The sequence below is a fragment of the Thalassobaculum fulvum genome (genome assembly GCF_014652915.1).
Classification (GTDB): domain Bacteria; phylum Pseudomonadota; class Alphaproteobacteria; order Thalassobaculales; family Thalassobaculaceae; genus Thalassobaculum_A; species Thalassobaculum_A fulvum.
On record NZ_BMZS01000004.1, the window covers coordinates 20,966 to 33,234 of the forward strand.

Here is a 12,269-nt window from a genome sequence, read left to right on the forward strand (position 1 = left end):
CCTCTCCGTCTCAAATCGGCAGTGTCGCGGGCCGCGCACGACGCGCCCACAGGGCCACGATCAGGCGGGTCACCATGACCGCCGTGAACATCGAGGTGAGGATCCCGATGCCGAGGGTGACGGCGAAGCCCTTGACCGGTCCCGAGCCGAGCGCAAACAGGAACACCGCCGCGAACAGGGTGGTCAGGTTGGAGTCGACGATGGTGGTGAACGCCCGTCGATAGCCGGCATCGAGCGCGTTGATCGGCGACCGCCCGTTGTCGAGCTCCTCGCGTACCCGTTCGAACACCAGCACGTTGGCGTCGACCGCCATGCCGATGGTCAGGACGATGCCGGCGATGCCGGGAAGCGTCAGGGTGGCCTGCAGCGCCGACAGGGCGCCCAGGATCAGGCCGATGTTCAGCAGCAGCGCCAGGTTCGCGAAGATCCCGAACAGCCCGTAGGCGACCACCATGAACCCGATCACCAGCAGCAGGCCGACGATCGAGGCGATCTTGCCGGCGGCGATCGAGTCGGCCCCCAGCCCCGGTCCGACCGACCGTTCCTCGAGCACGGTCAGCGGCGCCGGCAGCGCGCCGGCACGCAGCAGCAGCGCCAGGTCCTGCGCCTGCTGGACCGAGAAGCTGCCCGAGATGATGCCGGTGCCTCCGAGGATCGGCTCGCGGATCACCGGCGCCGAGATCACCTTGTCGTCCAGCACGATCGCGAACGGCTTGCCGACGTTCTCGGTGGTCGCCTGCCCGAACCGCCGGCCGCCGACCGCGTCGAAGCGGAAACTGACCACCGGCTGGTTGTCCTGGAAGGTCGGCTGGGAGTCGACGAGGTTCTCGCCGCTCACCATCACCCGGCGCTTCACCACGTAGAACGGCGGACCCTGGTCGTCGGCCGACGGCAGCAGCTTCGACCCCGGCGGCACCCGGCCCTGCCGGGCGTCATCGACCGACGCGTTCAGGTCGACCAGCTGGAAGGTCAGCTTGGCGGTCTGCCCGATCAGCGCCTTGATGCGCTGCGGGTCGTCGACGCCCGGAAGCTGGATCAGAATGCGGTCGTCGCCCTGGCGCTGAATCAGCGGCTCGCGGGTGCCGGTCTCGTCGACCCGGCGGCGGACGATCTCGATCGACTGCTGGACCGCGTTGCGGGTGATCTCGGTGACCGTCGCCTCCGACAGCGCGACCGTGACCCAGTTGCCCTCGGTCGCGACCTCGGTGCCCGGCTCGAGCTTGCGCGCGAGATCGCGGGCGGTGTCCAGGTCACCGGCCTCGCGGACCTGGAAGCGGGCGACACCGGCATGCACGCCCAGGCCGAGATAGCCGATCTTGGCGTCGCGCAGCTCGCGCCGGGCGCTCTCGACGATCGCCTCGAGCCGCTCCTGCACGACCACCTTGCTGTCGACCTCGAGCAGCAGGTACGACCCGCCCTGGAGATCGAGGCCGAGGTTGATCTGCCGTCCCGGAACGCCCGTCGGCACGTCGCCGAAGGCGTTCCGTTCGAACGCGTTCGGGGCGGCGTAGACCACGCCCAGGAGGCACACGAGCACCACCAGCGCGATCTTCCAAGTGGGGAACTGAAGCATGTCGCTCGCCTAGCGTCGCCTTGCCGCCGGCGGTCAGCCCGAGGTCTTCGGGGTGTCCGCCGCCTCGTCCTGCTCGTCCTCGGCCGGTTCCTCGTCCTTGTCGGGCTTGCCCTTGCCCTTCGCGGCCGGCTTGGCGGCGACCGGCTGGCCCTTGCCGCGGACCTCGGCGACCATGGTGCGCACGACCTGCACCCGGACGCCCGGGGCGATCTCGACGGTCAGCATGTCGTCGCCTTCGGTCACCTTGGTGACGATGCCGACGAGACCGCCGGTGGTGACGATGCGGTCGTTGCGGCGGATCGCCGCCAGGGCCTCGCGATGCTCCTTGGCACGCTTTTGCTGCGGGCGGATGATCAGGAAATAGAAGACCGCCATGATCGCCACGAAGGGCGCCAACTGCAGCATCAGGTCCGGGGCGCCGCCCCCTCCCCCCGCCGCCTGCGCATAGGCCGGTGAAATCAACATGCCGCTCCGTCTCCCGCGGATTTGGTTCCCAGTCTCAGCGCGCCGAAACGGGCCGCGCGAGGTGGCGGGACTATAGCGGCGCACCCGCGAATTGCAACGACCGGCGGCCGGTTCGTGCGGCGCGGCGTTGACCGTGCCCGAACGCGTCGGTAACGTCCGCCGCTTCCATGGCGGACGCCCGTTTTCGCCGCCGCAAACCGCCGCCCCAGATCGCCGAACCAGATCGCCGCACCGAGACCCGCGCCATGCCCGCCGACCAGCCGATCATTCCCGTCCCGACCGTCCCGATCCCGGCCGACGCCGAAACCCTCGCGGTGCTCGGCCGGATTGCCGACGCCCTCGAGCGGATGGCGCCGCCGCCGCAGGCGGCGTCCGACATCCACGCCGCCGACGGCTTCATCTGGGACGCCGCCCAGGGCCGGCTCGACCCGGTCAGGAAGATCAACCGCGTGCCGATCGAACTGCTGCGCGGCGTCGAGCTGCAGCGCCAGACCCTGTACGAGAACACCGAGCGGTTCGCACGCGGACTGCCGGCCAACAACGCCCTGCTGTGGGGCGCCCGCGGCATGGGCAAGTCGTCGCTGGTCAAGGCGGTGCACGCCGAGGTCAACGCCAACCACCCCGGCTCGCTGGCGTTGATCGAGATCCACCGCGAGGACCTCGAGACCCTGCCGAAGCTGCTGCAGGTACTGCGCGACGCCGACCGTCGCGCCGTCGTGTACTGCGACGACCTGTCGTTCGACCATGCCGACAACAGCTACAAGTCGCTGAAGGCGGTGCTGGAAGGCGGCATCGAGGGCCGTCCGGAGACCGTGCTGTTCTACGCGACGTCGAACCGCCGCCACCTGATGGCGCGGGACATGATCGAGAACGAGCGCTCGACCGCGATCAACCCGTCCGAGGCGGTCGAGGAGAAGGTCTCGCTGTCGGACCGCTTCGGGCTCTGGCTCGGCTTCCACAGCTGCGACCAGGACACCTTCTTCGCCATGATCGAGGGCTACGCCAACGCCTTCGGCATCGACGTCCCGCGCGAGCAGCTGCAGGCCGAGGCCCGGGAATGGCAGGTCACCCGCGGCTCGCGCTCCGGCCGCGTCGCCTGGCAGTTCATCCAGGACCTGGCCGGCCGGCACGGCAAGCGGGTCGCCTGACGGCCGGCACCGGAACGGAGGGAACGGCATGATCGAGAGCCTGACCCTCCTCCTGGTCTGCCAGCTCGCCGGCGAGGTGATCGTCGGGCTGTTCCGGCTGCCGATCCCCGGACCGGTCCTCGGCATGGTGTTCCTGTTCGCCGGCCTGCTGGTCCGCGGCGGGGTTCCGCAGGCGATGCAGACCACGGCCGGCACCCTGCTCTCGCACTTCTCGCTGCTGTTCGTGCCGGCCGGGGTCGGCGTCATGCTGCACCTCGGGCGGCTCGAGGACGCCTGGCTGGCGATCGGCGTGGCCCTGATCGCCAGCACCCTGGTCGCGGTGGCGGTGACCGCGCTCGCCATGCTGGGGCTGGAGCGCCTGGCCGGCCGCCGGGGGAGTCCCGAGGGAGGTCCGTCGTGAGACCGGTCGGCGAGCTCTGGGTGTATCTGGCGGCCAACCCGCTGCTGCACCTGACCTTGACGCTGCTGGCCTACCTGATCGGCTACCGCATCTACCGCCGGTTCGGCATGAATCCGCTGCTCAACCCGGTGGTGATCGCGATCGTCATCCTGGTCTCGCTGCTGGTCGCGACCGGGACCTCCTACGAGCGCTTCTTCGAGGGCGCGCAGTTCGTCCACTTCCTGCTCGGGCCGGCGACGGTGGCGCTGGCGATCCCGCTGTACAACCAGTTCGACCGGGTGCGGAAGTCGGCGGGTCCGCTGCTGGCGGCCGTCGTCCTGGGCTCGCTCGCCGCCTCGCTCAGCGCCGTCGCGATCGCCGCCCTGCTGGGGGCCGGGCCGGAGATCGTCGCCTCGATCGCGCCGAAATCGGTGACTACCCCGATCGCCATGGGCATCGCCGAGCAGCTCGGCGGCCTGCCCTCGCTGACCGCCGTGCTGGTAATCCTGACCGGCGTCGCCGGGGCCATGCTCGGGCCGCCGCTGCTCAACCTGCTGCGGGTCCGCGACTGGCGGGCCCGTGGCCTGGCGATCGGCGTCGCCGCCCATGGCATCGGCACCGCCCGGGCCATGCAGGTCAACGAGGTCGCCGGGGCGTTCTCCGGCCTCGCCATGGGCCTCAACGCGCTGGCGACCGCGATCCTGCTGCCGCTGGTCTGGTCCTGGCTGTTCTAGACCGGCCGATCCGGCCGGTCCTTGACGATCCCCGCGGAGAGTCGCTCGAAATCGGCCCGGTTCTCCACCGGCTGCAGCGACGCGAGGTTTGCCCGATCGAGGGTCTGCAGCCGGTGCTCCGGCACCGACAGCAGCATCAGCGTCGAGATCCGGCCATAGTCGTCGATCGGTGCGCCCTTCGGGTTCGGAGTCCGCATGTTGGCGCCGCGAAAGCGCCAGAGCCGATAGCCGGCGGCCGTAAGCGCGCCGATCGCTGGAGCCACCAGCTGCGGCCGGTCGCACTCCACGCTCAGGATCGGCCGGCACCGCCCGATGGTCCCGGCGGCGCCTCTCAGGACCAGGCCCTCGGCGCCCTCGACGTCGACCTTGATGAAGTCGCAGCGGGTCAGCGCCAGACCGTCGACGGTCCTGATCGGAGTCGAGGCCATGCCGCCGTAGCTCGCGAAAGTGCGGCTGGCGATGCTGAGACTGCCGTAGTTGACCGCACGGCCTATGGGCGGGCTGTGCAGGTCGACGAACTCGCCCTCGCCCTCCGCGTCGGACAGGATCGCCCGTTCGGCCTCGGCCTGCGACAGGCCGTGCCCCGCCAGATTGCGCTGCAGCAGCGGAAAGATCGAGGGTTGCGGCTCGAAGGCCAGCACCCGGCCTGTTGGCCCGACCGCCAGCCCCATGGCGATCGAGAAGATTCCGACGTTGGCGCCGATGTCGAGGGCCACGTCCCCGGGTCGCAGCAAGGCTTGGTAAAGGTCGATCTCGGCGCCGCTGTACTCGCCGGTGACCGCGACCGCCTGGCGGATGTAGTGGTCGGCAGCAGGCAGTTCGAGCCTGCCGAACCGCCAGTCGAGCGTTACCGTGTCGATCATCCGGACGGTCCAGCCGGCCTTTCCGGAGCGGCGGACACGCGCGCGGCCCCCAGCTCGTCGCGCGGGTCGACGGGCCGCGGCCCCTTGCGGATCTCGAAGTGGAGCTGCGGCCGGTCGACGTTGCCGGACTGGCCCACCGTGGCGATCGTCTGGCCGCGTTCGACCCGGTCGCCGCGCCGGACCAGCAGCTTGTCGGCATGCGCATAGGCGGTCGTCCAGCCGTCGGCGTGCTTGATCAGCAGCAGATTGCCGAACCCGCGCAGCTCGTTGCCGGCATACACCACGACCCCGTTCTCGGCGGCCCGGACCTTGGTCCCGAGCGGGGCCGCGATGTTGATGCCGTCGTTGTGCAGGCCGCCCTCGCGCGGGCCGAAGCCGGAGATCACCCTGCCCTGGACCGGCCACAGGAAACGGCCGGACGCCCGGGGCGGCGGGGTGAGCACCGCGGCCCGCGCGGCACTCGAACTCCCGCCCGACCGGGCGGCGGCCGGCGCCGGCGCCGAGGCGGCCTCGGTCGTCTGTCCCGACGGCCGCGGTGCCGGCAGCGGCGGTCCCTCCGTCCCGGCGGGCCGGCCGGCGACCGGGAAGTTCAGGGTGCCGCCCTCCGACCACGGTTGCTGAGGGTCGCGCGGCTCGCTCGACGCCCGGCTCGGGGCCGGCGGGGTCCGCGGCGTGCGGGCGGCGACCAGGCCGCCGTCCGACCCGTCGGTCGCTCCCGGCAGCCGTAGCCGCTGCCCCACCCGGATCTCGTAGGGCGGCCGCAGGTCGTTCAGGCCCGCAAGCCGCCTGAAGTCGATCCGGTAGTCGCGGGCGATCTCCGACAGGGTGTCGCCGGAGCGCACCACGTGCACCCGTGGGGTCGGCAGGAACAGCCGGTCGCCGACGTGCAGAAGGTAGGGCGGCGACAGCCGGTTGGTCTCGATGATGGTGCGCGAACTGACCCCGTAACGGCGCGCCAGCGCATAGACCGTGTCGCCCGGCCGGACCGTGATCACCCCGTCCGGCGGCAGCGCCCGGCCGGCGGCGGTCGACGGCGGGTTGGAGGCCGGGTCCGGGTTGGCCAGCCGCGGCAGCGACGGGCCCGACCCGCAGGCGGCGAGCGTCAGGCAGAGCAGCAGGCCGGCGGCGGCCAGTCGGAGGGTGGGGCGCAGCATGGCGGCAGTGTAAGGGGCGTCGGACTCGGGCTCAACGCGGCATGGCACGCGAGTCCGCGGGTTCATGGCGCTCCGCCGGGCCGGGCCGCTCCGCGGACCAGCGGGACGAACCGGACGTCCAGGAGCTTCTCCTGCTCGATCGCGTCGCCGCGCCGGCGGAACCGCACCAGGCGCTGCACCTCGCTGGTGTTGCCGATCGGGGCGACCAGGCGCCCGCCCTCCCCGAGCTGCTCGAGCAGCGCCGCCGGCGGCTCGGAGGCCGCCGCGGTGACGATGATCGCCTCGAACGGCGCCTGCTCGGCCCAGCCCTTCCAGCCGTCGCCGTGGCGGGTATGCAGGTTGTGGAGCTTGAGCTGGGCGAACCGCCGCTCGGCGGTCTGCAGCAGCTCGGCATGGCGCTCGACGGTGTACACCCGCCGGGCGATGCGGGCGAGAATCGCGGCCTGGTATCCCGACCCGGTGCCGATCTCCAGGACCTTGGTCCGGTCGGTGAGCTCCAGCGCCTGGGTCATGAAGGCGACGATGAACGGCTGGCTGACGGTCTGCCCGGCGGCGATCGGCAGCGCCCGGTCCTCCCAGGCCTGATCCAGGAAGGCCGGATCGACGAACAGCTCGCGCGGCACCCGCTCGAGCGCGCCGAGGACCGCGCTGCTGGTGATTCCGCGGCCCCGCAGGCTCATGATCAGGCGGATCTTGCGAGCCTCGTCGTAGCTCAATGGAAAGTCCCGGCGAGCTTCGTCAGGGTCGGGTGGTCGGTCATGTTCATGCCGATCGGCGTGACCGCCACCGCATTGGAGTGCACGGCGTTGAGGTCGGTCCCGGCGACCGTCGGGTCCTCGGTCCGCATGCTGCCGATCCAGTAGTACGGATTGCCGCGCGGGTCGTGCCCGGCGACGATCTGGTCGCCGATCTTGCGGCGGCCCTGCTCGGCCGCCCGTATGCCGGTCACCCGGTCCGGCGACACGCCCGGGAAGTTGATGTTGATCAGCGAGTTGCGTGGCCAGCCGATGGCGCAGATGCGGCGGATCAGGTCGGGCGCCAGGGTCTCCGCGGTCTCCCACGGCACCGGCCCGCCGTTCGGATACTCCTGGCTGAGCGCGATCGACGGCACGCCGAGCACCGTGCCCTCCATGGCGGCGGCGACGGTGCCGGAATAGGTCACGTCCTCGCCCAGGTTGCCGCCACGGTTGACGCCGGACAGCACCAGGGTCGGCCTGCCGTCCTTCAGGATCTCGTTGATCGCCAGCAGGACGCAGTCGGTCGGCGTGCCGTCGACCGCGTAGCGCCGGTCCTCGACCCGGCGGATCCGCAGCGGCCGGCGCAGGGTCAGCGAATGGCCGGCCCCGCTCTGCTCGGTCTCCGGCGCCACCACCCAGACGTCGTCGGTCAGCGCCGCCGCCACCCGCGACAGCACCTTGATGCCCGGCGCCTCGATGCCGTCGTCGTTCGACACCAGGATTCGGGCCCCCGAAAGGTCCTTCGGCAGATTCCAGTCGCTCATCGCACGCGCTCGATCTTCTCCAGGCCGCGCAGGTAGGGCCGCAGGGCGTCCGGGATCGCAACCGACCCGTCGGCCTCCTGGTAGTTCTCCAGGATCGCAATCAGGGTCCGGCCGACCGCCAGCCCCGAGCCGTTCAGGGTGTGGACGAACTCGGTCGCCTTCTCGCCCTTGCGGCGGAACCGGGCCTTCATGCGTCGGGCCTGGAAGTCGCCGCACACCGAGCACGAGGAGATCTCGCGGTAGCGGCCCTTTCCGTCGTCCTGCCCCGGCAGCCAGACCTCGATGTCGTAGGTCTTGTGGGCCGAGAATCCCATGTCGCCGGTCGACAGCACCATCACGCGGTACGGCAGGTCGAGGCGCTGCAACACGGTCTCGGCGCAGGTGGTCATGCGCTCGTGCTCCTCGGCCGAGCGGTCCGGGTGGGCGATCGACACCAGCTCGACCTTGCCGAACTGGTGCTGGCGGATCATGCCGCGGGTGTCGCGCCCGGCCGAGCCCGCTTCCGAGCGGAAGCACGGCGTGTAGGCCGTGAACCGCAGCGGCAGCTCTTCCTCGTCGAGGATCTGGTCGGCCGCGAGGTTGGTCAGCGGCACCTCGGCAGTCGGAATCAGCCAGAAGCCGTCGGTGGTCCTGAACTGGTCCTCGGCGAACTTCGGCAGCTGGCCTGTGCCGTACAGGGCCTGGTCGCGCACCAGTACCGGCGGCGACACTTCGGTGTAGCCGAACTCGCCGGTGTGGATGTCGAGCATGAACGAGGCCAAGGCCCGTTCCAGACGGGCCAGGTCGGCCTTCAGCACGACGAATCGGGCGCCGGACAGCCGCGCTGCCGCCTCGAAGTCCATAAGCCCGAGACCTTCGCCGATCGCCACGTGGTCGCGGGCCGCGAAGTTCCGCTCGCGCGGCGCGCCGACCTTGCGGATCTCGACGTTGGCGTCCTCGTCGGCACCGACCGGCACATCGGGTCCCGGCAGGTTCGGGACGCCGGACAGCAGCTCCTCGACCTCGGCGGCGAGCCGGCGCTCGTCCTCCTCCAGCCGGGCCATGCGGTCCTTCAGCTCGGACACCTCGGCCATCAGCGCGTCCGCTGACTCGCCGTTGCGCTTGGCGACGCCGATCTGCTTGGACGCCTCGTTGCGGCGCTGCTGGGCCTGCTGCAGTTCGGTGGTGACCCGCCGCCAGTCGGCGTCACGGGCCAGGATGGCGTCCGCCACGGGGGCGAGGCCGCGCTTGGCAAGGGCGGCGTCGAAAGCCGCGCCGTCCTCTCTTATGCGTCGGATGTCGTGCATGGCCGGGTCGTCGGGTCGCAGTTTCGGTGCCCGCCCTTATACGTAGGCGCCGGGCCGCGGTCCAGGGAGCGGCGGTCGGGCGTGCCCGCGGCTCTCGCCTCCCGGCTCCTACGGCCCTTCGGCCGCCTGCTCCTGCTCGCGTTTCTTCTCGATGAACTGCGCGCAGATAATGGAGATCTCGTAGAGCAGGATGATCGGCACCGCGAGCATCACCTGGCTGATGACGTCCGGCGGGGTCAGGATCGCGGCGGCGACGAAGGCGACCACGATCGCGTATTTGCGCTTGGTGCGCAGGCCGTCGACGCTGACGATACCCACCTTGACCAGCAGGACCAGCAGCACTGGCAGTTCGAACGCCACGCCGAACGCGAAGATCAGCCGCATGACCAGCGACAGGTACTGGTCGACCTTCGGCTCCAGCACCAGCGGCAGGTCGCCGTTGCCGCCCGGGTGCTCGAAGCCCAGGAAGAACTGCCAGGCCAGCGGAACCACGATGTAATAGACCATCGCCGCGCCCATCGTGAACAGCACCGGCGTGGCGACGATGAACGGGATCGCGGCCTTGCGCTCGTGCTTGTACAGCCCCGGCGCCACGAACTTCCAGATCTGCAGCGAGACGATCGGGAACGACACGCAGGCCGCGAAGAAGAACCCGACCTTGATGTAGGTGAAGAACGCTTCGTGCAGCGCCGTATAGATCATCCGCCGGCCCTGCTGGCCGGAGGTGATGTCGGCCAGCGGCTGCACCAGGAACGTGAAGATCGGCTCGGCCAGCCCGTAGCCGACGAAGAAGCAGAGGATGAACGCGACACCGGAAATGACGAGCCGCTGCCGCAGTTCCACCAGATGGTCGAGAAGCGGCATCTTGCCGCCCTCGAGATCGTCCTCGGGATCGTGGGTGCCCTGGGCCATCGATCAGGCCTCCCCGGCGTCGGTCGCGGCTGGCTTGCGGGTCGTCCGCTTCGGCTTGGCGGCCGGCTTCGCCGCGGCATCGCTCGCCTTGGCGGCCGTTCGCCTGGCGGGAGCTTTCGCCGGCCTGGCATCCCCGTCCGTCTTGGCTGCGGCCTTGCGTGCCGCCGGTTTCGTCGCTGCCGGTTTCGTCGCCGCCGGCTCCGTCGCTGCCGGCTGGTTCTTCGCCGGAGCCGCCGCTGCCGGCTTCGGCGCCTCGGCCGGCGGCGTCACCGAGTTGTCGGGAACCGGGTTCCGGGCGGCCGCCGCTTCATAGCTGCCGGCGGCGCTGCCGTCGGAACCGGCGAGCGCCCGGGTATCGCGGCGGGCCTCTTCGATCGCCCCCTCGATCTCGTCGGCACCGGAGGAGTCCCGCGCCTCCTCGACCGACCGGCGGATCTCTCCATCCGGGTCGACATGCTTCTCGATCGAGGCGCCGATGCCCTCGCGCGAGACCTGCTGGATCGACTTGCGGACATCGTCCAGTTCGGCCTCGCGGGCCATCTCCTCCAGGCTGCCCTGGAACTCCGAAGCGAGCGAACGCGCCTTGCGGACCCACTGGCCGACCGTCCTGATGACCCTCGGCAGATCCTTCGGACCGACGACCACGACGGCCACGAGCGCGACCAGGATGAACTCCTGCCAGCCGATATCGAACATCGTGATCCCCGCGCCCGACCGGGCGCCTCAGGCGAACGAAACGAGCGTGTGACGCCCCCTCAGCCCTTCACGGCCTGATCGGACTTGGAGGAAGACTTGGTCGACCCGCTGTCGTCGGTGACCGAACGGTTGGCCTGCTCGCTCGCCTCGCCCTCGGCTTCGTCGCCCTTCACGCCCTGCTTGAAGCTCTTCAGGCCCTTGCCGAAGTCGCCCATGAGCGCCGAGATCTTGCCCTTTCCACCGAAAAGCAGAAGCACGACGGCGAGAACCACCAGCCAGTGCCAAATGCTGAAGCTACCCATCGTAATGCTCCGAAATCTCGTTACGCCCCCGTATGTCGCGGCGGACTATACGCGACCACAGCCGCGCGCCGCAACGCAAACGCCGTTGCCATCTCATATGGCGATTCAGTCCGCGAAAACGAAGGTCTGGGCCGGATCGATCTGGATCCGCACCCGCGCCCCCGGACGCGGCAGATAGACCCCCGGAACCCGGGCGTGCAGGTGAACCGACCAGTCCGTCTGACCGGGGGCGGTCACGGTCATGTGCACCAGGCTGGTGCGGCCCAGCAGCCTGGCCTGCTCGACCACGCCGCCGGGATCGTCGGCGTACGCCGGTCCCCAGGGCTGAAGTGACACCGCCTCGGGGCGCACGACCACCGTCACCGGGGTGTCCTCCTGCAGTCCGCGGGCCGGAATGATGCCGATCGGCGTCTCCACGGCACCGCCATGGACCACGCCCTCGATCCGGTTCACCTCGCCGAAGAACGACGCCACGAAGGCGTCCACCGGCTCGCAGTACAGCTCGACCGGCGTGCCTTCCTGGACGATCCGGCCGTCGCGCATCACCGCGATCCGGTCGGCCATGAACATCGCCTCCTCGGAATCGTGGGTCACCATCAGGCAGGCCGAGCCGCTGGCCTTCAGGATGTGCAGGACCTCGTCGCGGACCCGGTCGCGCAGTCGCGCGTCCAGCCCCGAATACGGTTCGTCCAGCAGCACCACCCGCGGCCGCGGCGCCAGGGCCCGGGCCAGGGCGACGCGCTGCTGCTGGCCGCCCGACAGCTCGTGCGGAAAGGCGTGCGCGTAGTCGTTCATGCCGACCAGCGCCAGCACCTCGTCGGCGCGCGCCCGGCGGTCGGCGGCCGGCCAGCCGGTCAGCCCGAACGCAACGTTGTCGAGGACGTCGAGATGCGGGAACAGCGCGTAGTCCTGGAACACCAGCCCGACCCCGCGGCGCTCCGGCGGCACCTCGACCCCGCCGCCGGCGATGGTGACGCCCGACAGTCGGATCGTTCCCTCCTGCAACGGCTCGAGCCCGGCGGCGATGCGCAGGACCGTGGTCTTCCCGCAACCGGAGGGGCCGAGCAGGCACAGCACCTCGCCCGGCGCGACCGATACCGAAACCCCGTCGACCGCCAGCACGCGGCCGTAGCGGTGGCGGATCTCTTCCAGCTGCAGGGCCGGCGGCGCGGGTTCGGTCTTCAGGGCGGTCGCGGTCATCGCGCTGAGATACAAGGGCGTCTCCCGTCCCGCAAGTCGGCAACCGGGGCCCCGGG

14 protein-coding genes are annotated in these 12,269 nt (G+C 70.6%); 3 read left to right on the forward strand and 11 right to left on the reverse strand.

Annotated elements, in window-relative coordinates; all coding sequences use genetic code 11:
• Positions 1 to 10: 10 nt before the first annotated feature.
• Both secD and yajC read right to left on the reverse strand, forming a co-directional pair.
• Positions 11 to 1,573 carry a protein translocase subunit SecD gene (gene secD / locus IE246_RS09420; protein WP_189988743.1) on the reverse strand — a complete coding sequence of 521 codons (1,563 nt, stop codon included), beginning with the start codon at positions 1,571 to 1,573 and terminating at the stop codon, positions 11 to 13.
• 33 nt (positions 1,574 to 1,606) lie between these two features.
• Entirely contained in the window at positions 1,607 to 2,038 is a 432-nt protein-coding gene (gene yajC / locus IE246_RS09425; protein WP_189988745.1) for a preprotein translocase subunit YajC, read from the reverse strand.
• A 245-nt stretch (positions 2,039 to 2,283) separates the two neighbouring features.
• Between yajC and IE246_RS09430 the strand changes: the two genes are divergently transcribed.
• Genes IE246_RS09430 through IE246_RS09440 form a run of 3 tightly spaced genes read left to right on the forward strand, consistent with a single transcriptional unit; the run spans position 2,284 to position 4,299 of the window.
• Positions 2,284 to 3,186: an ATP-binding protein gene (locus IE246_RS09430; RefSeq protein WP_189988747.1), complete on the forward strand. Its 903-nt coding sequence runs from the start codon at positions 2,284 to 2,286 to the stop codon at positions 3,184 to 3,186.
• Between the two features lie 28 nt (positions 3,187 to 3,214).
• Complete coding sequence (locus IE246_RS09435; protein WP_189988748.1) at positions 3,215 to 3,586, forward strand: CidA/LrgA family protein; 372 nt, start codon at positions 3,215 to 3,217, stop codon at positions 3,584 to 3,586.
• Positions 3,583 to 4,299 (forward strand): LrgB family protein, encoded by a 717-nt coding sequence (locus IE246_RS09440; RefSeq protein ID WP_189988750.1) that lies wholly within the window; start codon positions 3,583 to 3,585, stop codon positions 4,297 to 4,299. Before IE246_RS09435 ends, IE246_RS09440 begins: the two co-directional genes overlap by 4 nt.
• Here the strand turns inward: IE246_RS09440 and IE246_RS09445 are convergent.
• From IE246_RS09445 to IE246_RS09485, 9 genes are all read right to left on the reverse strand, one after another.
• Entirely contained in the window at positions 4,296 to 5,162 is an 867-nt protein-coding gene (locus IE246_RS09445) for an FkbM family methyltransferase (protein WP_189988752.1), read from the reverse strand. The two genes, IE246_RS09440 and IE246_RS09445, sit on opposite strands and share 4 nt — an antisense overlap.
• Positions 5,159 to 6,316 (reverse strand): LysM peptidoglycan-binding domain-containing M23 family metallopeptidase, encoded by a 1,158-nt coding sequence (locus tag IE246_RS09450; RefSeq protein ID WP_189988754.1) that lies wholly within the window; start codon positions 6,314 to 6,316, stop codon positions 5,159 to 5,161. The genes IE246_RS09445 and IE246_RS09450 overlap by 4 nt, the downstream gene beginning before the upstream one ends.
• 62 nt (positions 6,317 to 6,378) lie before the next feature.
• A complete protein-coding gene (locus tag IE246_RS09455) occupies positions 6,379 to 7,032 on the reverse strand; it encodes a protein-L-isoaspartate(D-aspartate) O-methyltransferase (protein ID WP_189988756.1) in 654 nt (217 codons plus the stop codon).
• Positions 7,029 to 7,817, reverse strand: a complete 789-nt coding sequence (gene surE / locus IE246_RS09460; RefSeq protein WP_189988758.1) for a 5'/3'-nucleotidase SurE — start codon at positions 7,815 to 7,817, stop codon at positions 7,029 to 7,031. The genes IE246_RS09455 and surE overlap by 4 nt, the downstream gene beginning before the upstream one ends.
• Positions 7,814 to 9,103, reverse strand: a complete 1,290-nt coding sequence (serS, locus tag IE246_RS09465; protein WP_189988760.1) for a serine--tRNA ligase — start codon at positions 9,101 to 9,103, stop codon at positions 7,814 to 7,816. The genes surE and serS overlap by 4 nt, the downstream gene beginning before the upstream one ends.
• A gap of 108 nt (positions 9,104 to 9,211) precedes the next feature.
• A complete protein-coding gene (gene tatC, locus IE246_RS09470; RefSeq protein WP_189988762.1) occupies positions 9,212 to 10,015 on the reverse strand; it encodes a twin-arginine translocase subunit TatC in 804 nt (267 codons plus the stop codon).
• A gap of 3 nt (positions 10,016 to 10,018) precedes the next feature.
• Complete coding sequence (gene tatB, locus IE246_RS28120) at positions 10,019 to 10,711, reverse strand: Sec-independent protein translocase protein TatB (protein WP_189988764.1); 693 nt, start codon at positions 10,709 to 10,711, stop codon at positions 10,019 to 10,021.
• A 59-nt stretch (positions 10,712 to 10,770) separates the two neighbouring features.
• Entirely contained in the window at positions 10,771 to 11,013 is a 243-nt protein-coding gene (locus IE246_RS09480; RefSeq protein ID WP_189988766.1) for a twin-arginine translocase TatA/TatE family subunit, read from the reverse strand.
• Between the two features lie 105 nt (positions 11,014 to 11,118).
• Positions 11,119 to 12,228, reverse strand: coding sequence for an ABC transporter ATP-binding protein (locus IE246_RS09485; RefSeq protein ID WP_229836835.1), 1,110 nt, complete (start codon positions 12,226 to 12,228; stop codon positions 11,119 to 11,121).
• Positions 12,229 to 12,269: the final 41 nt, after the last annotated feature.